The organism is Sphingobium sp. JS3065 (assembly GCF_026427355.1).
Classification (GTDB): domain Bacteria; phylum Pseudomonadota; class Alphaproteobacteria; order Sphingomonadales; family Sphingomonadaceae; genus Sphingobium.
This window is the reverse complement of record NZ_CP102668.1, coordinates 68,061-89,921: the sequence shown is the minus strand read 5'-3', so window position 1 is coordinate 89,921 and position 21,861 is coordinate 68,061. Positions and strand designations below refer to the sequence as shown.

Annotated in this window: 14 protein-coding genes and 2 pseudogenes; 1 reads left to right on the top strand and 15 read right to left on the bottom strand. The window is 61.2% G+C overall.

The features are described 5' to 3' along the window. Positions 1 to 18: 18 nt before the first annotated feature. The 9 genes and pseudogenes from NUH86_RS24435 to NUH86_RS24395 form a co-directional block, all read right to left on the bottom strand. Positions 19 to 1,062, bottom strand: a complete 1,044-nt coding sequence (locus tag NUH86_RS24435) for a site-specific DNA-methyltransferase (RefSeq protein ID WP_267253219.1) — start codon at positions 1,060 to 1,062, stop codon at positions 19 to 21. Continuing rightward, positions 1,055 to 1,822, bottom strand: a complete 768-nt coding sequence (locus tag NUH86_RS24430; protein WP_267253218.1) for a DUF4391 domain-containing protein — start codon at positions 1,820 to 1,822, stop codon at positions 1,055 to 1,057. The genes NUH86_RS24435 and NUH86_RS24430 overlap by 8 nt, the downstream gene beginning before the upstream one ends. Further along, a pseudogene (locus tag NUH86_RS24425) lies at positions 1,819 to 2,823 on the bottom strand (C-terminal helicase domain-containing protein); the annotation flags it as partial. The gene NUH86_RS24430 and the pseudogene NUH86_RS24425, both read right to left, overlap by 4 nt. A gap of 21 nt (positions 2,824 to 2,844) precedes the next feature. After that, complete coding sequence (locus NUH86_RS24420; RefSeq protein WP_267249579.1) at positions 2,845 to 3,678, bottom strand: IS5 family transposase; 834 nt, start codon at positions 3,676 to 3,678, stop codon at positions 2,845 to 2,847. Positions 3,679 to 3,715: 37 nt separating this feature from the next. Next, positions 3,716 to 6,022 (bottom strand): annotated as a pseudogene (locus NUH86_RS24415) (SNF2-related protein); the annotation flags it as partial. Next, positions 6,009 to 6,863 carry a WYL domain-containing protein gene (locus NUH86_RS24410; protein ID WP_267253217.1) on the bottom strand — a complete coding sequence of 285 codons (855 nt, stop codon included), beginning with the start codon at positions 6,861 to 6,863 and terminating at the stop codon, positions 6,009 to 6,011. The pseudogene NUH86_RS24415 and the gene NUH86_RS24410, both read right to left, overlap by 14 nt. 228 nt (positions 6,864 to 7,091) lie before the next feature. Then, on the bottom strand, positions 7,092 to 9,722 hold the full coding sequence (locus NUH86_RS24405; RefSeq protein WP_267253216.1) for an AAA family ATPase: 2,631 nt from the start codon (positions 9,720 to 9,722) through the stop codon (positions 7,092 to 7,094). Further along, on the bottom strand, positions 9,719 to 10,828 hold the full coding sequence (locus NUH86_RS24400; RefSeq protein ID WP_267253214.1) for a metallophosphoesterase family protein: 1,110 nt from the start codon (positions 10,826 to 10,828) through the stop codon (positions 9,719 to 9,721). The genes NUH86_RS24405 and NUH86_RS24400 overlap by 4 nt, the downstream gene beginning before the upstream one ends. Before the next feature lie 3 nt (positions 10,829 to 10,831). Next, on the bottom strand, positions 10,832 to 14,131 hold the full coding sequence (locus NUH86_RS24395) for a TM0106 family RecB-like putative nuclease (RefSeq protein ID WP_267253213.1): 3,300 nt from the start codon (positions 14,129 to 14,131) through the stop codon (positions 10,832 to 10,834). 104 nt (positions 14,132 to 14,235) lie between these two features. Here NUH86_RS24395 and NUH86_RS24390 point away from each other — a divergent pair, with 104 nt between their 5' ends. Further along, positions 14,236 to 15,219 carry a helix-turn-helix transcriptional regulator gene (locus tag NUH86_RS24390; protein ID WP_267253212.1) on the top strand — a complete coding sequence of 328 codons (984 nt, stop codon included), beginning with the start codon at positions 14,236 to 14,238 and terminating at the stop codon, positions 15,217 to 15,219. A gap of 36 nt (positions 15,220 to 15,255) precedes the next feature. On the opposite strand, the gene NUH86_RS24385 is transcribed toward NUH86_RS24390, so the two are convergent. The 6 genes from NUH86_RS24385 to virB10 are packed head-to-tail and all read right to left on the bottom strand — an operon-like array spanning position 15,256 to position 21,860. Beyond that, positions 15,256 to 16,089, bottom strand: a complete 834-nt coding sequence (locus NUH86_RS24385; protein ID WP_267253310.1) for a DUF3883 domain-containing protein — start codon at positions 16,087 to 16,089, stop codon at positions 15,256 to 15,258. Positions 16,090 to 16,092: 3 nt separating this feature from the next. Beyond that, positions 16,093 to 16,785 (bottom strand): HEPN domain-containing protein, encoded by a 693-nt coding sequence (locus tag NUH86_RS24380; RefSeq protein WP_267253309.1) that lies wholly within the window; start codon positions 16,783 to 16,785, stop codon positions 16,093 to 16,095. Between the two features lie 45 nt (positions 16,786 to 16,830). Further along, positions 16,831 to 17,694, bottom strand: coding sequence for an LPD7 domain-containing protein (locus tag NUH86_RS24375; RefSeq protein WP_267253308.1), 864 nt, complete (start codon positions 17,692 to 17,694; stop codon positions 16,831 to 16,833). Beyond that, positions 17,684 to 19,645, bottom strand: a complete 1,962-nt coding sequence (locus NUH86_RS24370; protein ID WP_267253307.1) for a type IV secretory system conjugative DNA transfer family protein — start codon at positions 19,643 to 19,645, stop codon at positions 17,684 to 17,686. Before NUH86_RS24370 ends, NUH86_RS24375 begins: the two co-directional genes overlap by 11 nt. Then, a complete protein-coding gene (gene virB11 / locus NUH86_RS24365; protein WP_267253306.1) occupies positions 19,629 to 20,633 on the bottom strand; it encodes a P-type DNA transfer ATPase VirB11 in 1,005 nt (334 codons plus the stop codon). Before virB11 ends, NUH86_RS24370 begins: the two co-directional genes overlap by 17 nt. 3 nt (positions 20,634 to 20,636) lie before the next feature. After that, a complete protein-coding gene (gene virB10, locus NUH86_RS24360; protein WP_267253305.1) occupies positions 20,637 to 21,860 on the bottom strand; it encodes a type IV secretion system protein VirB10 in 1,224 nt (407 codons plus the stop codon). Position 21,861: the final 1 nt, after the last annotated feature.

Sequence of the window (21,861 nt, the reverse complement as noted above, 5' to 3'; positions counted from 1 at the left end):
TTCAACCCGAAAAGCCCATCAATCCGAATGCGGTGAAACAAACGCCAGCGATGCCGGTCGTCCGCGCAATACAGCCAGCCGCAGCAAATGCCCAGAGCGGGCCCGAAACCGAGCGTCGTGAATAAGAGAGGCTAGAGGGCCAAGTTGAGACTTATTCTCTCTGAACCAAGAGCTATACGCCGCCTGCAACTCGCCAAGTTCGTCAAATTGCGCGATTAGCTTATCACCGATATCCTTTAGGATATCCTTGATATCCGAGACGGGGCTTTTCCAAATGCTTTCGAGTGTAGTCTTATCTTTGGCGAAAACATGGATGGACTCGTGTTCGACCGCGATGTTTGTAGGATTATTGTCGGTCGCATTCTTCCATATGACCGTTCCGACAAAATTACTCTCTCCAAAAACCTCATTGCATAGGTGTATGACGTTGGCGGTTTCCGAATCGTCAATCGATATCATCACGACACCGGTAGGCGACAAGATGTTTTTGATTATACGGAGACGCTGATACAGCATGCCGAGCCATTCGGAATGAAATCGACCATTTGCTTCAGTATTTGAAACCAAACGATTATTTTGATCATCAAATTGATTGCTTGCAATCATGTATTCGTATGTGTTGCCTGAGAAGTCATCTCTATACACCAAATTCTCGCCTTTTTTTCTATTATAGGGCGGATCCAAATATACCAATTTTACTTGACCAAGAAAAATTTCCTGTAGAAGCTTTAACGCGTCAAGGTTGTCGCCCTCAATGAAGAGGTTCTTTGTGGCATCAAAGTCAATGCTCTCATCCCTCGCAGGGCGAAGGGTTTTTGCAATAGGTGCATTTGACAGTGCCAAGGCTTCCCGCTTCCCCGGCCAATCCAGCCGATACCGCTCCTGCGACCCTTCCACGATGTGGTCGCTCAACTCCTGACGCAGCTGATCGAAGTCGACCGCCAGACGCAGCTGGCCCGTCGCCTCGTCGCGCGCCTCGGTCACGCAGCCCGGGAACATGTAGCGGATCTTCGCAATGTTGTCCTGGCTCAGGTCGGGGCTATGCATCTTCAGCTTATCCATGGTCGTCCTCTTGGTATTTAGTAGCAGCAGTGCCGGCGGTGCCCGCCGTCAGCTGGTCCAATTCCTGTTTGGCTGCGCGCAGCTCGACGTTGATCGCCACGCGCTTGTTGAATTGCTTTTCGCGCGCCAGCCGCCCCTTGATCCGATCGACCTCTCGGGTTTTGGCTTTGATCGCCTCTGCCTGCGCGATGCGCGCTTCCAGCGAGATGGGTTCTTCGAGTGCGGTCGCACTGCCGGAAGTTGCCGGACTGTCGCCTGTGCCGGGGATCAGGCGGGCCGTCTGTCCCTCAACCAGCGGGCTCAGAAGCCGCTCATAAAGCGCCCCAAGGTTTAGCGCCACCGGCAGGGGCGCTCGGGAGGCATCCTCGAGTAGCCAGTCACCCTCAAAATAGTCGCCCACCACCCAGCGCGAGCTGTCCGCCTCACTAGGACGCTTGTAAGCGGCGACCAGCTTGACGCGGTTGCCGTAGACCAGCTCGAAAATCAGCGGGAACGGGATGGCCTTGTCGATGGCACGCAGCACCTCAGGGTCCAGCGTTGCCGTCCGCGCGGTGATGCGGAAAATCTGAATCTCCGCCACCTGCTTCGTGGCCGCCAGATTGACTGTCTCGGGGGCCAGCTTGTGGGACCAGACGATCTGATCCACCTCGCGCACGAAGAGGTCCTTCAGCGCGGTGTTGGCACTGGCGTGTTCGTAGATCTTGTTTTTGGGGATGACGCGCCCGAACGCCGCGGCCCGGGGCCATTCGTAGAGGATCATGATCCCCCCTCGATAACCAGGAACGCGATCAGCTCGAAATCGTCCAGCCCCTTGATGGTGTGGGTGAGCGCCGTGGTTCGCCCGCCGCTGAAAAGGCTGTCGATGTCCTTTTCTTCCTTTACCTCGATCATTGAGCGGATTGCGCTGGATAGCAGGTCGGAATAGCGCCCCATCTGGCGCCCATCATCGGTCCGCTCGTTGAAGATCCGGCAAACATCGCGGATGGGCTCGATATGCCCCTTGCAGCTGGTGCGGATCAGGTCGAGCAGCCGTTTAACCTCGGTATGGTCGGCGACGATTTCGCCGTCGTCGCCGATATAGACTAGGTAAAACGGATGAAGCCGGTTCTGCTGGTTCACATTCACGCTGTCATGGATGTTCTTCAGCGCGAAGATAACGCCGGGCTGCAATCCAGGCTCTGGCTGGGCCGGAACGATGGCATGCATGCCGAAAGGCACGTTTTCGAGCTCACCATGCTCCTTGACGTAATTGAGCAGGTCCATGCGGAAATCATTGAGGCCAAGGTCGGTGATCGAGATGCCGGCCTTCACATCCTCGAGTTCAATCACCTCGTCCTGGAGGCGCTTGAGCTGCTCCTTTCGGTAGGCGATATCGCTCGACTTGGCGGTGAGCACGTTATCATCGCCTGTTGCCGTGACGTCTGCGATCACCATCCGGTTTTCGACGCGTTCCTTCAGGTTGATGTATTCATCGAGCGTGATGTCCGGCCAATAGTTCACCAGCTGGATCTGGCTGTTGGGGGAGCCGATGCGGTCGATACGGCCGAAACGCTGGATGATCCGGACCGGATTCCAGTGGATGTCGTAGTTCACCAGGAAATCGCAGTCCTGGAGGTTCTGGCCTTCCGAAATGCAATCCGTACCTATCAGGATGTCCAGCTCGCCGGGCTCGTTGGGCAGGACAATGGCCTTTTCCTTGGAGCGCGGGGAGAATAGGGTCAGGACGCTCTGAAAATCGTAGGACTTCTTGAGCGTGGTCTTAGTGTCCGATTCAGAAGTTTATCAAGCATAGCAATACCTTGCGGTTCGTCGAGTGACCATGCGTATGGAGGCAATGAGGGTCCAAGCAGTTGATGAGGCGATGGATGCCTCCCAGTCTTTGGCGAGGCGACGACATCTGCCGAGCCATGCGAAAGTGCGCTCGACCACCCACCGGCGGGGTAGGACATGGAAGCCCTTGGCAGCGTCGGACCGCTTGATGATTTCGACAGTCCACTTTCCCATCGAGGCCAGTGCGTCTCTGAGTTTGTCCCCTGCATAGCCGCCGTCTGCGAAGACGTGTCGTAGCCAAGGAAAGCGTTGGCGCACTGCTTTGAGGACATCGACGGCACCGTCCCGGTCCTGGATGTCTGCGGCATGGACCAGGATGAAGATCAGAAAGCCGCAAGTGTCAGTGAGGATATGGCGCTTCCTTCCCTTGATCTTCTTGCCTGCATCATAGCCCGTGGGGCCGCCGGATTCTGTGGTCTTCACACTCTGGCTGTCAATCACCCCAGCGCTGGGCGAGGCGTCGCGTCCCTCGATCTCACGCAGGTTCATCACCAGAACCGTGTTGATCGCCTCGAACAATCCAGCATTGCGCCAGGCGTAGAAATAGCGCCGCACCGTCGAGACCGGCGGGAAGCATTTGGGCAGCATGCGCCACGCACACCCGCCCCCGGCAAGATAGAGCAGCGCATTCAACAATTCCCGCATGTCGGTCGTTCGGCGGCGACCGCCGGATTTGGCTGGAGGAATAAAAGGCGAAACCAACGCCCATTCCCGATCCGTCATATCGGTTGGATATCTCAATCCTTCCCGGCTATGCTCCCGCCGGGCAATACCAGTCCATGCCATGGGGCACTCCATCTCTTCGCAAGGACGGCGTGAATCACAACAGGCTGGTATTGCTCAACAACTTTCGGATCTGGCTCTTAGGGGCGTGGGATCCCGTGACCTTGCCGACATGCAGTCCCAGCTGCTGCGCGAAGGCCACCAGGTTATCGTACAGGTAGTTCGCCGTATCGGCGAAGGCCGTGAAGATGATGACCTTCCGGTTGCGGGGATTGAGCGGTGCATCGATCTTCTGCTGGAGCAGAGAGAGCAGGTGCTGGAGCTTGGCATCATCGGCTGGTGCGACCAGATCCATTGAAGCGATGAGAGCCTCGATAAGCACGAGGTCTGCGGACAGGTCATGCTTCCATGAGGGCAGATCCATGTCGCCAAGGCTGATCTGCACCTTCTTGCCGACGGTAAACTCGTCGAGACCGCCCAGGTCTTCATCTTCGGAGTCGAAATCGCTGATTTCTTCGATGTGGTCGCTGATGCTTCCACCGCGCCCGGTTCGCTCGAACTCGGCGATGGCATCGAGCGTGCGCGAAATATTGGTGGCAAGCGAACGAAGCGTCAGCCGGAACGCCGCGACCGAGCTTTCGAGACGCTTCAACAGATTGGTTGTCATCAGCGCCTGAAGGCTGCGCTCTCGGTCGGCCTGGCGCAGCTTGCCGCGGCCGCCTTCGACCTGCGTATCTTAGATGTCCTCGTACTTTCGCAGCCGGCTCGGCAGGATGTAACTGATCGGCGCGTAGACCGCGAGCTTCAGCACTGACAGCTGCGCGAAGATGTCGTTCAGCCCCATTACGTCCGGGCGTTGGGTGATCGGACAATGATAGGAGAGCGGCTTGCGGCGCTGCGGGAATTTGCCGATGTCCTTCGTGTCGTAGAAGGTCTCGATGTGCTTGCGGGACCGGGCGATGGTCACGGAATCGAGCAGTTCGAAGAAATCGAAATCGAGCGCCTTCAGGATCGAGGCCGCGGTGCGATCTTCAGGCGGCAGGGCCGTCCATTCGTTGAACGTCCTCTGGGCGCGCCGGAAGATTTCCTCTATGCTGGTTTCGGTTTTGAGGTTTTTGGCAAGTGCCTCGGACTGTCCTTCATATGCCAGCGCCAGCTGGTTGCGCAGGTCCGTGAAGCGGTTGTTCACAGGCGTTGCCGACAGCATCAGAACCTTGGTCTTCACGCCGGCACGGATGACCTTGTTCATCAGCTTTTGATAGCGGGTCTCCCGGTCTTTGAAGATGTCATTGTTCCGGAAATTATGGGACTCGTCGATGACGACCAGATCATAGTTGCCCCAGTTCACCCGGTTCAGCGGGATGCCAAAGGACTCTCCCCTGGTTCGGGACAGGTCGGTGTGGCACAGGACGTCGTAGTTGAACCGGTCCTTCGCAAAAATGTTGGTGGTCAGATTGCTGTTGTAGTTGCGCCAGTTGTCCGCGAGTTTCTTGGGACAAAGCACCAGGACGGATCGATTGCGCAGCTCATAATATTTGACCACCGCCAGCGCGGTGAAGGTTTTACCTAGCCCCACGGAGTCGGCCAGAATGCAGCCGTTATAGGTCTCCAGCTTGTTGATGATGCCGGTGGCCGCATCCTTCTGGTAATTGAACAGCTTGTTCCAGACCACGCTGTCCCGGTAGCCGGTCAGGTCGTTCGGCAGGACATCTTCGTCGACCTCCTCGAGGAAGTCGCGGAAGATATTGTAGAGCATCATGAAGTAGATGCGTTCCGGTGCATTCTCCTGATACACAGACTCGATGTGGTCGCAGATGGCGGCCGTGACGTCCTGCAACCTCTCCGGGTCCGACCAGATCTGATCGAACAGCTGGAGATATATCTGCGCGTGGTTCGGATCATCGAACCGCGTGACGAAATTCGAGACGGCATCGCCCTTCTGGTAACCCAGGTCGACCGCGGTGAAGCCGCTGATCGGCATGTAAGCGGTTTCGCCCTCAGCGGCCCCCACATGCATGAACTGCTGCATTGGCGCCTTTGTCCCGTTGGATCGGAATTTGGCCTTCTTGCGAATCCAGTCAGCGCATTCACGGGCCACTGCGCGCTGGGTCAGCTTGTTGCGGAGCTGAATCTCGAACTCAGTCCCGTAAAGGCCGTTCTCTCTCCGCGCCTTCGGAATGAAGAACTCCCTGCGTTCCTTGGTCAGGCGATCAGTCGCCCCGTTCGGGGTGAAGGTGGGCGCGGTGAAAATGAACTGGAGGCTCTCGACCCTCGAAAGCTCGGACTTGAGCGCCTCGAAAGCATAGATCGAAAAGCAGGAGGCGGCGATCTTTACGCGCGCACCCCGAGACAGCGACTGCTTGAGATCGTCGCCCCAAAGGTGTGAATTGTTGTCAATGATCTGCATAGATCGCTTCCCGGTTGAGCAGGACAATCTGCTGATCCTGTGGATTGCGTGCGGCGGGGTCGGTATCCAGACCGAGGCGCTTTAGGGCGTAGTAAAGGAGGGAGCGGCGCACCGGGATTGTCACCCGCCCGTCCTGCATCCCGTAATCAAGCTCGATAACCCGCCTCTGGTTGGCGCTGAGTTCCGGGTGAGGTCCGACCTCGAGTTCCAGCACCTGCTGCCAGGCAATGTCCGATGTTGCCTGCTGGCCGGCCGGTCGGGTCTGGCGCGCTTCGACAATCCGGGAAATCACGAAATCGCGATATTCTCCGCTCTTCTCGCAGAAAGACCGTGCGTGCCACCTGAACCCATCGAAGGCCAAGGCATGCGGCGCAATCCAGCGCCACTCCGGATCGGGGGACGACATCGACTGATAGAAAATCTCTATGGCCTCGTGGCGCCGGATGGCGATGATGAGCGAGCGCAGGACAGCCGGATCAATTCCGCGTGCGGGGGCCGGGGTCGCGTCGAAGGCCGGGAGGTTGCCGATCCATGCGTCCTCCTGGGCGACAATCCCTTCTGCTAAGGAGCGGACCTGCGACAGATATTGGGTCGCATTGGGCTTCAGGAAAAGCGGAGTGAAGACTGCCCCGCGAACGTAGGTCTTGCCGCTCTTATCATAGACCATGTTTTCCGGGGCGAGTGCGATATAGCGGTTGAGGTCGCCCGACGCCTGGTTCTGGGATACTCCGAACTTGTCGATCAGGTCGCTCCGGTTGACGTGGCCCTCCCAGAACAGGCGGAACTCGATGAACTGGAGCTTGTGCTCCACGCCCCACCTGAGATTTGAACTGTCATCCACGAAGCCACCCCCAACCGAATCCGAATGGGACCAGTTTATTGTTGGATCAGCTTAGGGGGAGCATGCTGCGGGAGCAATCGCAAAGCTGGTTAGCCGGCAATTTTTGAGTTGCAGGTTACGCTTTCAAATCAGGCGGGTGCGCAGGGTTACTTCGCAGGAGTTCGCTCGTAGACACTCGCGGCCGCAGTGTGGAAATCGTCTTCAGTTCTTGCGGAGCGCCACGGCTTTTCAAAGCTGCACGCGGTTTGCGGACAAATGCCGGAATGCCCGGTCCCGGCAGGTAAGCAAAATTACCTGCATACGCTGAGAGGCTTCCTCCAAGATCTCGGTCATCAAATCGAGCCGGCCGTCGTCGGAATAGACCAGCGGATCGTCGAGGATCAGCGAAACTGGTGTTCCCTGCTCCAGCAGCATGTCGGCAAAGGCGAGGCGGGTGAGGACCGCCAGCTGCTCCTGCGTTCCCTTTGAGAGCGTTCCGCAGGCTTCGCTCAGGCCGGATCGCGTGACCGAGGCCAGGCCTAGTTCTTCATCGAAGCTGAGGTCGGCGCCGGGGAAAAGGCGCTCAACATGGACGCGAGCGCGCTGGGCGACTGGACCAACGAAGGTTCGAGATGCCTCCGCGCGCGCCTCGTCCAGCACATCCTTGAGCATTTTGACCGTGGCCGCCTCTTCGTCGAGCCGAGCCAGCGCCTGCGTTGCGGCATCGGCTTCTTCGGCTGCAGCTGCGGCCAGGCTCGCCAGACCTTTGCCACCCTCGCTCTCAATGATCGCCTCAAGGCGGGCGATATCCTTTTCGAGGTCGCTCCGCCGGGTTTGACCAGCCCTTGCCCGGCTATCAATCGTTTCGATCTTGCGGTTGATCGCCTGCACATCATGTGCGGTGGCGTTGCGCTTCGCTTCGGCCAGCTTGACAGCGGCCTGGGCAACATCCTCCCGGGCTTTGGCGATGGCGTCGGCAAGCCCGGCAAAATCGGGCTTCCCTTCGAGCTGAGCGATGCGATCCGAGGCATGGGTCTGATCGCGCTCCGCGCCCGCCTGCGCGGCGGCAAGCGGGCGGTCCCTATCCTCTATTTCTCGCAGGTCCTGAACGGCTTGGTCGTGCAGGGTTTCAGCGCGCACTACGACCGTTTCCGCCTCTTCCAGGCGTCGGGTGAGCTGATCGGTCGAGATCTCGTCTTCATCGGCCGCCGGTGATTCCGCTGGAGCACCTGCCACGAACAGCTTGAGCGCATCAGGGCCTGCCGCAAGATCCAACAGCGGCTGTGTTGGCGTCAGGCCGGCGATCTTGGTTTCGAGCAGTTGGACGGTCCCCTGCGCGTCACGCGCAGTATCGTTTCGCGTTCGCGCCGCGGCGAGGCCGGCCACGTCCCATTCGGCCAGTTCCAGTTCCTGTCGCTCGAGCAATTCGGCGAGGCGGGCTTCCGCACTGGCTGCCGTTGCCGGCGGACGGATGACGAGGATGCCCCCGCCCAGGGCAATCTGCGTCTCACCGGTCAAGGTGCGCGGGCTATTTGGTGTCAGGGGCTCGCCGTTTATGGTGATGCCCGTAGCGTCGCCCGTAAGCTCGATAGTGGTAGCGCCGGCATTGACGGCTGCCCGCGCTTCCGCGACAGCACGGTCATTGGCCTCCAGGCGAGCGAACGCCTCAGCTGGAATGACCTGTGCGGCCTGATTGCGGGCATTGGCCAGTTGCAATTCTAAATCTAGCAGTTCGGTGTGCCGCTGGCGTGCATCGGTGATGGCCGCGTGGCGTTGACGCCTAGCGAGACGTCCCTCCCCTTCGCCAAGCGCCTGACGGGCTGTGGCGCGATCATCGCGCGCCTTGTCGAGCGCTGCCTTTGCCTCAGCCACCTTCGTGCGTCCCGCTTCCAGCTGATCTGCAAGCTGATCGCGATCGGCGGTGATTGCGATCAAAGATTTGCCAGCTGCCGTCAGCGCTTCCTTCGCCGCCTCATGCTGCGATTGCAGATCGTCGAGACGATCGAGGTTTGCAGAGAAATTCTCATGCTCGGCTTTGCGAGTCTCCAGGATCTGCGCAGCAGCCCTGGCGATCTCCAGAGACTGAACAAGACCGGCGCGCTGTTCTTGCTCGGTCTCGTCCGCCAGCTCTCGCTCGATAACTTTCAGTCGGCCCCGCGCGGCCTCCAGCTCGCCGAAGCTCGTTTCGAGCGCATCGAGCCGCTTGGTCGCATCCGCAGCGGTTTGCCGCGCCTGCTGGTCACGATCCCGCGCCGCTTGCCAGCGCCCCTTCGACTGGGCTTTTCCAGTCGGTGTCCAGTAAATGTCATATTGTTCATCGATCCGCTTTCGGACGCGCTCATAGGCAGCGCCGCCGACGATCGTCCCGACCTCTGCCTCCAGCGTCGCCTGGATGCTGCTGCGCACGATGCTGCCGGGCGCCGTCACTTCGAGCGCCTGCGCCTGCGGAACCCAAAGCAGACCGAGCGCGCCATAGGTGGTCGGGTCACCACGCTGGCTGCTATCCTTGACGAACCCTAGAAGCGCCTGCAGCCGATTTTCGGCATCCTCGCCCTGCGCTCGACCCTGCGGCCCCGTGACTTCGACTTGGGGGCCTTTGAGAAAGCGCTTTGCGACTTTCCAGCTTTCGGTGCCAATGTCGAAACTGACTTCGATTTCTGGCGCGACCGCCTCGCCATAAGGCGCAAAACTTTGGGCGAGCTGATTCTTCGTGGCATGGCGGACGAAGAAAGCCGCCCGCAGGGCCTCAAGGATCGTGGATTTCCCACTCTCGTTGGGCTCGATGATGATGTTGAGCCCCTCGCCCAGCCCTTCGATCGTCAGGGGCTCGCGGAACTTGCGGAAATTGTTGAGGCTGATCCGCCGCAGTTGGAGGCTCATGCTTGGCTCCACCGATGATATTCGACAAAGAGCCGCTCCATCGCGCGCCGCGCTAATATGGCTTCAGTCCCGCCGGCTGCGATTGTCTCGGTGAGTTTCTCAGCCGCTATGCCGAGCAATCCCTCGACCTTGAGATCCACCAAGTCCTGCTCGCCCGGCCGGCCGACAAGATCGTCCGCCCGGACATCCAGGAAACGGAGGCGATGCCGCAGGTCATCTTCGAGCCGCGAGAGGATCTCGACGCGGTCGGCAAGGCTCGTGATGCCTGCAAGCGAAAGGCGCAGCAGCGTTGCCGCAGGATCGATAGCCGAGAGCAGCACGTCGCATTCCGCGGAAAAGGCGGCCGTGTCCTGCAAGGTCCAATCCCTGAGCAGCCATTGGAATCGGCCGGTGCGCAGGGGCTCCACCTTCGGTTCCACTCCCGGCGCAAGCTCGACCATTAGGGCATGGCCCGGCTCATCGCGCTGAAAACCGTCGGTTTCGGGGGTGCCGGCATACCAGGTGCGTGGATCGACCTTGAGCGTGCCATGCCAATCGCCGAGCGCCAGATAGTCGAGACTGGACCGCTTCGCGCGATCGGGCGCGATCTGGTTCTTGGTCTCGCCGCGCGCGGTAAAATCGCGGATGGAACCATGTGCAAGGCCGATGCGCAGCTTCGCGCTTGGCGTTTCCATGCTGTCGAACAGCTCGGTCGGATCGTCGAGATTGTGACGGTGGATGAGAGGTGCGGGTAGCAGCCAAATCCCCGCTTCCATCTCCTGCGCGACGGGCTCAGTTAGCAGGATGATGTTGTCCGAGGCTTTGTGACGGACGCGGTCCCACAGTCCGCCGTTGCGGGCATAATCGTGATTGCCCGGGAGCAGCCACCAGCGGCAGGGATAGCGCTGCATGCGCGAGACTGCCTGGACGATAACCCTATCTTCGGGACCCTCGGTATCGAAGATGTCGCCTGCGACAATCACATGTTCCACCTGGTTAGCGACCGCGACTTCGCCGATCCGGTCGATGGCGTCGAATCGGGCTTCGCCAAGCGCCGCGCGCACCTCGGGATCGAACCGGCCGAAGGGCTTGCCGAGCTGCCAGTCAGCGGTGTGGAGGAAACGCATGGATCAAGATCCCGTATTGTGGGGCGCAGAACGCGGCGGAAGCGCACAGAGCGTGTTGACGAGCCGCATCTGCTCGATGCTGCTGCAGTTGGCTTCGCGCAGGCGGTCGCTGCCAAAAACGAGCGCGAGCGCTTTGGCGCGTGAAACCGCGACATTGATGCGGTTGAGCGAGAAGAGAAACTCCATGCCGCGGGCGGTCTCATCGGCCGAGGAAGCCGTCATGGAGACCAGGCATATAGGGGCTTCCTGGCCCTGGAACTTGTCGACCGTGCCGACGCGGATGCTGCTCGGCAGCCCTGCCCGCAGCGCGTTGACCTGTGCATTATAAGGGGCGACGACGATGATGTCGCTGGGGCCGACAGGGCGCATGGCGCCGTTCTTGTCGGTCCAACTACCCTTCAGCAAATCTTTGACCGCAGCACCGATCGCGGCAACCTCCTCGGCGGCGATCTGGGCGTTGCCGTCATGGACGACCGGCACCCAGAACGCGCCGGCCGTGGGCCAGGCCGTTCCGGTAACGCTCTGGCGCTCGGTATCGCTATGGCTGGCTAGCCGCCCCTCATAGACCTGGTCTGAAATGAAGTCACAGACCGCGGGATGCATCCGCCGGGTCTCGGCAAGGAATATGCCCCGATCGGGAGGGACGGTGGCATGCTCGCCCAGCATCCACTCCAGGCATGACAGGTTGGCCGGCGCAGGATGCGCGCCCTGGATGACCTGAGGCAACTGGCGCGGGTCGCCGACCAGCACGATATTGCGCGCGGCACGACCCATGGCGACCATGTTGGCGAGGCCCACTTGTCCCGCCTCATCGACAAACAACCAATCGAAGCCCTGCACATTCTCATCGCGCGCGAAGAAGAAGGCCGTGCCGCCGACCACATTGGCGCGGGAGAGGATCAAGTCGTCATTGGCCGTGGCGCGGTGAACGGGACAATCGCTGGCATAGCCATCATCGCCTCCGGAAACCTTGTGGGCAAACGACACGGGAAAGGTGCCACCTTCTTCCTCGCTAGCACGCAGGCAGCCGAGCAGGACATTGCGGATCGCTTCATGGCTGTTCGACGCCACAGCCACCCGGTGTCCCGCCTTAACCAGCGCCAGGATCACCCGGGCCGTGACGTGCGTCTTTCCCGTTCCCGGCGGTCCTTGGATCGGGAGCAATGTCTGGTCCATGGCTTGCGCAGCGGCCATGGCGCCCGCCACCGGTTCCCCGCCGCAGAGGATATCGCCGTCGATGCCGTTCAGGCGCGGGGCGGCGCCCGACAGCAGATCATCAACGGCAGACAAGCGCCGCGGCCCGCATTGATCCTCGATGACGTCGCGCACCGCTGCGGCCAACACCTTGGTATCGAGCGGCCAATCCGGATGCAGGGTCAGCCGATCGGTGAGGAGTTCGGCCCTTGCCACGCCGACCTTCAGGGTGATCGTGCACGCATCGCGATCCAGCGCCTCAATCGCGACGGTTGACGGCGGCCCGTCAATCCCGGGCACAGTGGCCTTGCCGCCTTCACGCAATTTGGTTTCCTGAGACGGAAAGCGATAAGTACGCATCACCGAGCGCTTGATGGGTTCGATCCCGGATATCGCCTCGAGTCCCGCAAGGGCGTCGAGATCGTCGACAAGCTCTTCCTCATCGCGCGCCGCGCTGTCGAAAACCGTCCATTGAGCAGGCTTGGCTTCACGCTTGTGGAACAGCCCCAGATTGAACAGCAGTTCCTGACGTGCTGGTGACAGAGAGGATGCGGCCAGGCGATTGCGCAGCGCCGTCGTTTCCTCGTCCTCGACGGACTCCTGCTCGGCCGCGTCCTGCGCAAGCACGGGCCACGGACCATCGGGTCGGATGCCCACTAGCCAATCGCGCAGAAGCTGGGTCGACTGGCAGTCGATCCGATTATAGTCCTCGATTTCGTCGAGTATTTGTTGATCGCCCGTCTCGCGCCAATTTTCATAAGCAACGACCGACCCGCCCGCCGTCTTGACCTCGCCCTCGCGCTTCAAGCCGTAAAAGGCCTCCAGTGCCTTGATGGAGTAGCTCGGTTCGGAAGCAATCAGCGCGCCGCGCACGACCGCATAGAGGTCGACAAAGCGGCGTTCGCGCATGAGCCGGTCGAGGAAGGCCTCTCCGATGCCATAGCGCGTGGTGAGACGCCGCAGCGCCGTGATCTCATACGGCGCATAATGATAGATGCGGGCCTCCGGATAAGCCGTGAGGCGATCGCGAAAAAAGGCAAGCAGCCGTTCGAGCGCTTGCGCTTCGGCGGCATGGTCATGAGCCCAGAAGGCATGGAAGCTATCATCGGCCCACACGCCGTGTAGATATTCAAGACCTCCCTCATAATGGGGGTCACCCTCGATATCGTAGAAGAGATCGCCCGCCTGCGGCCGAGGGAGCAGGTCAAAACCTTTGCCTGGCTGTGCCGGGCGCAACTCGAAGGCGGGTTCGCCGGTTTTGCGCGCGTGCTGCAATCTTGCCTGGCCGACAAGTTTCTCCGCCGTCGCACTCGCAACGCCGCGCACCGGGCCGTCATGCCGGGCGAGCGCGGCCATAGTTTCGATGCCGGACGCCTCCAACTTCTTCACTTGGCCGCGTGTAATATTGGCGACCTGGAACAAGCTGTCCTGGCTGGTAAGGACAGAGTCGCAATGATTGGCCCACCGGCACAGCGAACAATCCGCGCAAGGGATCGGCCGCGTCGGCACAGGGGAAGCGACAAATGCCTCGAGCTTTGCCCGCGCATCGCGCGCATAATAGGCATAGTCGGCCAAGCGCAGCGTCGCGCGCGTCCCATCGCCTAGCTGCACATGTGCGTGCACCGGCATCACGCCCTGGATCTCCGCCAAAAGGTCGGAATAGAGCACGAGCTGCAGCACATGCTTGGGATGGGCTTTGCACTTGAGCTTGGTGTCGGTCACTTCGTAGCTGAATGGCCCCAGCAACGATGGTCGCTCGACCCGCTCGAGAAAATCGGACCAGCCCCCCCAACGCTCGGCGAGAAAAGCCCCTTGAAAGATGATCTGCGAGCCTTGTGCCAGGGCCGCTCGCGTCTCGTCCGCGTTCTGCGCAAGGTCGCCGCGCGCGATCTCGACTACGCCCTGGCCCGCGTCCTTCAGCTTCTCCAAATGAGCGGCCTCATGGGCATCGCCCTGTTTCTGAAGCAGCGCGGCATCCGCGGTATCTTCCCGGGGGGTGAGCGGCTCGCCGCGCATATAGGCAAGGTCGAGCGCTGTCGCATGCGCGCAGCCAACGAAGCGCATCAGGTCCGTCGCTGAAAACAGGATGGTGTTCCCGATCGTCCTCACTTGGCCCCCTTGATTGCCCAACGCCGCCCACGAGGGAATCACCTCGACAGGCTTTACCCTGTTCCTTAGCATGCAAGGGTGTCAATCTCTGACATGGACGTATAATGACTTTCGCCAAGGCCAACGATCTTCTGCGCCTCGCCCAGCTCGCCGCCTCGCGGCGTTTGGGAATCAGTCTTGAGGAAATCTCTCAGGAATTCGGCATTTCGCACCGCACAGCGCAGCGCATGACAAGTGCGCTGGAGGATAATTTCGCGAATGTCGTTGTCGTAGAAGATGACGATCGCCGCCGGCGCTGGCGCATCCAAACTCCCATCCCCGAGCGACTGCAACCGCGCCAGGAAAACACCATCGAGGCTTTGGAAATCGCCGCCCGCGCGGCCCGCGATGAGAACCGGCTCCGCCATGCCCGCGCCTTGGAAGATCTCAGAGACAGCCTGATCACGCGCCTCTCGCCGCGAGATGCGCTGCGCTCCGAAGCCGATGCGGAGGCGGTGCTATCGGCTTTGGGCCAAGTGGCGCGGCCAGGTCCAAAGGTCGCGATGAAGCCGGAGGTCACCGACGTTCTGATCGAGGCGCTGCGCGGACCGTTCAAGATGCGCATTGTCTATGGCGAGACTGACGCAGAGACCCGGACGGTCGAGCCGCATGGGCTGTTGCTGGGATTACGTAGCTATCTCGTTGCGCGCCAGGCAGATCGAGGTGAAAATCTCCGCCATTTTCGTCTCGATCGCATTCACAGCGCTGAATGTCTCGATGAGAGTTTTCCCATCCAGTCCGGGTTTTCCTTGAACGATCATGCGGCGCAGGCCTTCGGCGCTTATCAGGACCCCGCCCAATATGGTGAGATCGTCTGGCGGTTTCTTCCCGAGGCAGCGTCGCGCGCGGCGGAGTTCCAATTCCACCCCAACCAGTCGGCCGAGTATCGGGACGACGGTAGCCTGATTGTCCGGTTCAAGGCCGCAGGCTGGCTGGAAATGGCCTGGCATCTTTATCAATGGGGCGACAAGGTCGAGGTGCTGGAACCGGCAGGACTGCGGGCGCTGGTCGAAGGCCATGCGCGTCCCGACTTCCCGGCCCTGCCCTGATTGACCAATTTGTATCGCCCTTCGTGGCGGCGGTTTTCAATTGAGCTCGGCGAGGAAGCTGGTCGCCGTCAATTGGGCATGATCGCTCAGGGGCGAGCGTAGCGTGAAGGCGCTCGGCGCCCGGGCGAAATTCCACAGCCGCATGAGACACCATTCCTCGCGCCTTGTATCGGCGACGGACAGCTCATTGCGAGAGATATGAAAAGGCGTGCGCTCCCATCCGTTGGTGGTCTTGACCTCGATCAGCTTCTCGCGCCCGTCCGTTTCAAAGCTCCGGATATCGAAGCCAAATCCATCGCCATCCTGCACAGATGTCCAGCGGACTTTGTCCGCGAGATCGTCGCGGCCTGCGGCAGATAAATGGCGGCGCTCGTGATGCAGCACGCATTCTTCACCCGCCTTGCCAAGCGCCCGGTTGCGCGCATCGCGCTCGGCGACATCATATTTGCGGCCGATCGCGGCCATGAACGCTGGATCGATCGGCGACGGTTCGTTGCGCAACGTGGGCGGCGGCCCGATCCGCAGCGATCCTTGCGCTTCCGGTACATTAAGGCCAGCTCGTGAGAGCCTGTCGGGAGCCAGCCATTCGGGCCGCGCCTCCAACCACCGCAGGACGCCATCGACCAGTGCATTCTGGAAATTGGCGGCCGGCTTGTAACCCTCGATCCAGGGCTGGCCGAGGCCGAGCAAGACTGCGCTGATATTCTGATGCTTGAACTCGATCGAGCCCTTGCTGCGGTCAATCACAGCCTGAAGATCGCGGTTTCGCGCCGCTTTGTTGAAGGCGCGACCAACCAGCTCGTCGGTGAGCATGGCGAAATAGTCGGCGACGATGTGATCAATTTCCTGATCGGACCAGATTTCCGCCACGCCCTATTCCACCACCGGGTAGTTCGGCATTGGCCATTCATGCCCAGCATTGTCCATCATGAGATCGATGAAGATCGGCAGCAAGCAGCCGAGCAGCGCGGCGCCATCCCTGACCTGGGCGCGATTGACATCGCTGTTCCATGTCGAGCCACCATGCACCAGTTGGTTGCGCAGTACATAAAGCCGGTCGAACAGGATCGAGAGTATCTTCGCCGTGTCATGATCGCGCAGTGCGGCGCCTATCGCTGTCCGCGACCGCTCGAGCCTTTCAGCCCAGTCGGCATAGCCGGGCGCACCATTGTGGTACTGCCAAAAGGGATGGAAGACATAGCGGTTTGCGAGCAGCACCCGGATTTCCTGAGGGAAGCGTTGCCAGACCATGTCGTAGATCCGGTGTTTGCCATCAAAGCTCACCAGCGTCGTGAAAAACGTCTGGAATAAGCCCCGTTCGCCCTCAGCGGCGCTTGAAGAGCGCGAAGCTTCGACGTCACCGGCATAGGCAGCGTTGAAGCCGATCCAGAGCAGAATGAAGCGCACATCCTCATCGGTCTTCTCGGCCTCGGCACGGCGCAGCCACGACAGCGCGCGATGCACCCTGAGCGTCAGCGGCTCCGGAAAATCGCCACGCAGCTCGCGCCGCTTGGCCTTCAAGGTCTCATGGTGCAGCGGGCTGCCGGGCGGATAGCGATAGGCCATGCCCGATATGGTAAAGCCTTGCTGGTCAGGCTCAATCCCTCTCGATCAACGGGCTCGAGATCGTTGCAGCGGCGCTCGTTCCCTGCCGGGTTCCCGCCGGTTCCGGCCTGACGGCTCAACGGCCCGGACCGAGGTGTCCCGCACCTTTGCTGCCTGAAACTGCCGGCCCGCCTGCAAATGCGTTTGCACCTTGTCGTTTGCCACCTTCATCACCCTGGCAACGGCATCGGGATTGTCGAATAATGCCGCGCGCACCACTGTCTCGATCACGCGAAGCTGGCTCTGGGCCGCCCGCGCATTCTTCTCCCGGCTTTGTTCGGACGGTGTTTGTCTAGACGCCTCATCGGGCTGGCCTCGATTCCGCCCGGGTTCGCGCGACGCCGGCGCCGTGACGGCAGGGGCAATGCTGTTGCGACTAGCATCGCGCCGGACTCGGTCCAGCTCCTGCAAATCCCGTTCGCTCGGCCGATATCCCCGCACCTCCAAACCTTGGCGACTAGCTTCGAGCCAAGCCGCCCTTCGGAACGTCTCACTGCCGGTAACATGGACGTGCGACCACCCGCGATGGCGAGCGATGGCAACGAGATCGCGCACAACCTCGTCGCTCTCGCTAGAGGTGATGAGCCGTCTGCCCTGGTCGCGGAACGCCGGTTCCTTTGCCTGTGCCGTCGTGAAATATGCGGGCTCGCCCGACCATTTGCTCGTCGTGGAGAAATAGCGCTTTCGCAAGGCATCGGGAATGTCACCGGGCGACGCCGCTTGGAGGACGGACGGATCAATCGACTTCACCTTCTTGGTTGCTGCGGGCGACGGTTGCGCCCCAGTCCTCGGCCTGGCTCCCGTGTCCTGCCCGATCGTATTGTTACGCTTGCTCGCACTACGTGGCGCCACAGGTTTTTCATCGGCCATGATCTGCTCTTTCCTGGATGAGGGATGAAGATGACGGCTCTGCCGGCTGCACCAGCGCCCGCTCGATCATCGCCGACACAAAAGCGATGGCCGCTCCTTCATCGCCGGGCGGCGGCAAGTCGGTCAGGTCGCCCAGGACGAGCATGTCATCGGTAATCTCGATCGCGCCCGTCCGTTCACCGTCGGTCATTTCCCGCATCTTGGTTTCCTCCAGCAAGGCCCCGCCCGTACTCTTCGCCGTTGGTCCCTCCGCGTCATTGCTAGGGGACACCACCTGATGCCTACCTGGCGGCAGAGCGGTTGGGGGCTCAGCAGCGGGGATAGGCCGCGACGGCAGAATGGGCGGCGCCAACACGCGCTTTGTGAAGCGCTGCATTCGGTAAAAGGCGATCTTCCTACCCCGAACCGGCGCGATCCCGCCGCGCAGCAACAAGAGTTCGGTCTTGGGCATCTGCATCAGTTCCTGCGGCAGCAGCAGCGCACGGCGCTGATCGGATTCCGATATGCTGCGATTGGCCAGCAGCCCATGGATCGTTCGGCTGCGCGATTTCACATTCATCGTGAAGAAGCCGAGCCGCTCCGAAAGCTCGTTCGCGACCTTCAGCTCCTTGGGTGTGAACACCACCTCAAGGCCGCAATTGGCGATAATTTCGTCCGTAACATCGGGACCGTAAATGGCCCTCAGCTGCGCCCGGCTCTGGATCACCGGTAGCAGGCGCAAGCCGTATCCAGCGACATAGGAAAAGCCGCCTGCAATGACCGAGGCCTTCCCGAGCCTTGCGAATTCATCAAGCAGGATCAGGACTGGGACATTGCTGGCAGCATCGGGCAAATCGCGCGTGTTGAGATCGACCAGCTGTTGCAGGAAAAGACTGTAAACTGGCGCGATCCGGTCGATATTGTCGGGCGAGACCCCGAGATAGATCGACATGCGCCGCGACCGGACTTCGCGCAGATCGAAATCGCTCTGTGAGGTCGCGGCATCGACCACAGGGTTGAGCCAGAGATTGAGCCGCGCCGTGATCGTCTGCTTGATCCCCGAAAAGGTATTGTCCGAAGCCGAAGCGAAATCCTGGATTGCCGAAACGCATGCCTGACTTAACCGCTGTCCCGCTCCCCTCGCCTCTTCCAGGGCCTTGGGAAGATCGCTCTTGGGATCCCCAGTGGTGAGCCGTCGATAAATCTCGCCGATCGTGAAGGGCATGCCAGGATTGGCCGCAACGAGTGCGCCGACGCCGATGAAGGCCGCCCGCGCCGCCTCGGCCCAGAACGGGTCCGACCGTTCCGGCGCAGGGAAGAGCATGACCGCGATTTTCTGAAGCTCGTTGACGACGTCGGTGTCATCAGCTCTCCGGATATGGGCCAGGGGATTATACCGTGCCGTCCGGCCCTCCGGGTCCAACGGATCGAAAAGGTAAACCGATTGACCGGCACGTTGACGATAACCGGCGCTGATACTCCAATTCTCCCGCTTCACATCAAGCACGACGACTGAATCCGGCCAGGTCAGCAGATTGGGGATGACAACACCGACCCCCTTGCCCGCGCGCGTTGGCGCTTCGAGCAGGACATGCTCGTTCCCGCCGAAAATGAGGAAACGTCCTGCTTTGCGTCCAACGACAATGCCAGATGGGGCGCGCAGCCCCTCGCGTCGGATTTCGCCCTCGCGCGCAAACCGCGCCCCGCCGTGCAGGGATGGGCCTCGCCGCAGGATCGTAAGGACGAGAAGCGCGACTACGGCGGCACCAGCCATCGCGCCCCGCTTGATCCAGTCTCCGAGCAGCGGATCCCAGCGATAATACCAGAGCCAGGCCGGCAGAGTGCCGAGATCGATATTATGCCCGATCTGGCCGAGTCCGAACAGGGCAACGAACAGGGTGATAAGGGCCCACAGCAGAATTGCGCCAATGGCGCAGAGGCCAATCGCCCATGGACTACGCTGCGCCAGCATCGCCCATCCTCGGCTCGAAATAGATCTCTTCGACCTCAAACCGCCCGCCGTGACGGCGTGTCTGCACAACGACGTCGACAAGCATGCGAAGGAGCCCGCGAATATCGTCGCGGGCGAGATCGCGGCCGCCTTCCGATTCCTTGACGAGCAGCGTCAGCTGTTCAAACGCGCCGGCGGGTGAACCGGCGTGGACGGTCGTGATCGATCCGGGATGCCCGGAATTGACGTTCCTCAGATAGAAGAAGGCCGTGCCATCACGCAGCTCCTGCAGCAGGATGCGGTCGGGCCGCATGCGCAGCGCGCTCTCGAGCAGCTGCTTGGCGCCAACCTTGGCCAGGCCCTGCCCTTCGCTCGAATAGACCATATGGACGACGTTGCGATGAGGCACGACGAGTTCTCGGGTGTCCTCGATGGTGAGCAACCGCTCCTCCGGAGGGATAAGCTGGATGAGCGCTTTCGCGAGGGTCGTCTTTCCCGAACCCGTGGCGCCACTGACCAGAATGTTCTTGCGGGCAGGAACGGCGACCTTGAAGAATTCTGGCCAGTCCCCCGCGTCGCGCAGCGCCACTAACCGCGCATCGACATCGGAGAGACCCTTGGCGCTGGCGCGCGTCGCGCGGAACAGCCCGGCCCCAGCCAGTTGGTCGATCGGCAGGGTCACGGTCGACGGCTTGCGGATCGTGAAGGAAGGACAACCGCTAGTCGTAACCGACGGGATGACGATCTGGCAGCGCTCTCCGCCTGGCAGGACCGTCGAACAGATCGGGGACTGACCATCGATGTCCTGGTGCGTAAAGCTCGCCGCAGCAACGGCGAGCGTCCCCAGCCAGTCGCTGTCCAGCTCCGGCATCTCCTGCCAACGCCACCCTTGGCGATCCTCGATTCCCGCTTCCCCCGGTCGATTGACCACCAGCTCCGTCACATCATCCGGCTCCAGGAGCGGCAGGAGCGGCGCGAGATAGTGACGGAGGACGGCGGTATCGCGCATGGCTTACCGCTGCAGTTCCAGTTTGTAGACGTCGGCGAAGTTGAAATCCTTGGCGACGAAGATGCCGACCTCCTCGCCTTGGTTCTTCTTCAGCACCGGCCGGATATTGATATTGTTCTGCAAGGCGATCGCCGCGCCTTCGCTCGGCGCCCGGGTCACATTGTTGAAATTGCCATTGCCGCTAGAGGCGGCTTGCCCGGCGATATAAGCGGCATCATCGACGAGCGAGAGGAGCAGGGCGCCGCCAAAGCGCGCCCAGAAAAAGCTGTCGACCGCGCCGGCAAGCCCGGCTCGGCCGAGCGCATCGGAGCCAGGCGAGGCAAGATCGATCCGCACGCCCTGGGGCGTGACCGCCCGCGTCCAGAGGACGAACAGGCGATTTTGCCCTTGCTGGATGCCGCCGCGATATTCGCCGAGAACGCGCGTGCCCTTTTCCATGAGTACGACCCGGCCATTCTCGGAATAGACGTCCCGCGGGATCAGGCAGGACGTGTAACCGGGCTGCGCGGAATTGATCGCGGTTTGCAGGATACAGGGGATCAACGTGCCCGCTGTAATCAGGAAGTTGCGGTTCGGCAGCATCGAGGCCCGCGCTTCCCCAATCGACGAACTTTGCCGCAAGAGATCGAGCGCGTTGGGCGTCCTTCCCTCGCCGCTCTCTGGCGCCCCGGCAGCGTTGTCAGGCATTTCGCCCACAGCCCCTGCAGCTGTGGGAGCGCCAGCCCCAGCGCCGAGATCGCGACCTCCATAGGCAATCAGTGTGGACCGCCGCGCCTGCTCGGCAAGTGTTGGCCGGGGGGCGCTGGTCCCGCTCGGTGCCGCGCCCGGCTGCATGGCGGGAACAATTTGGCCGTCAGGGCCGGGTACGCCAGCTGCAGGATTGAGCACCGGCGCATTGGGGTCTGCGCCGGCTGCCCCGAGCGACCGAGGTTGAGGCGCGACCGCGGCATAATCGACGGTTTCCCGAGCGACGATATCAGGTCGTTCCCGGGCTGAACCTGCCGGCGCGGTGAGGTCACGAGACGAGGACTGCTTGCCCGTGCCGGAATTCACCCAGAGAATGCCCAGGGCCATTGCCGTGCCGGCGAACATCAGCGCGGTGTTGCGCCGCGCGGACGTCATGCCGCCGATCGGTTCGATTCCCCGCTCGTGAAGGATTTCGTGCCTTTCGGGCATTGGATCGCCACCGGGCAGCGGGCGCGCAACAGGGGACGGTTCATCGGCCATG

Bases quoted from the DNA above. Each gene is read 5' to 3' on its own strand.
- NUH86_RS24435 (WP_267253219.1), bottom strand. From the start codon at position 1,062: ATGGATAAGCTGAAGATGCATAGCCCCGACCTGAGCCAGGACAACATT.
- NUH86_RS24430 (WP_267253218.1), bottom strand. From the start codon at position 1,822: ATGATCCTCTACGAATGGCCCCGGGCCGCGGCGTTCGGGCGCGTCATC.
- NUH86_RS24420 (WP_267249579.1), bottom strand. From the start codon at position 3,678: ATGGCATGGACTGGTATTGCCCGGCGGGAGCATAGCCGGGAAGGATTG.
- NUH86_RS24405 (WP_267253216.1), bottom strand. From the start codon at position 9,722: ATGAGCCTCCAACTGCGGCGGATCAGCCTCAACAATTTCCGCAAGTTC.
- NUH86_RS24400 (WP_267253214.1), bottom strand. From the start codon at position 10,828: ATGCGTTTCCTCCACACCGCTGACTGGCAGCTCGGCAAGCCCTTCGGC.
- NUH86_RS24390 (WP_267253212.1), top strand. From the start codon at position 14,236: ATGACTTTCGCCAAGGCCAACGATCTTCTGCGCCTCGCCCAGCTCGCC.
- NUH86_RS24380 (WP_267253309.1), bottom strand. From the start codon at position 16,785: ATGGCCTATCGCTATCCGCCCGGCAGCCCGCTGCACCATGAGACCTTG.
- NUH86_RS24375 (WP_267253308.1), bottom strand. From the start codon at position 17,694: ATGGCCGATGAAAAACCTGTGGCGCCACGTAGTGCGAGCAAGCGTAAC.
- NUH86_RS24370 (WP_267253307.1), bottom strand. From the start codon at position 19,645: ATGCTGGCGCAGCGTAGTCCATGGGCGATTGGCCTCTGCGCCATTGGC.
- virB11 (WP_267253306.1), bottom strand. From the start codon at position 20,633: ATGCGCGATACCGCCGTCCTCCGTCACTATCTCGCGCCGCTCCTGCCG.
- virB10 (WP_267253305.1), bottom strand. From the start codon at position 21,860: ATGGCCGATGAACCGTCCCCTGTTGCGCGCCCGCTGCCCGGTGGCGAT.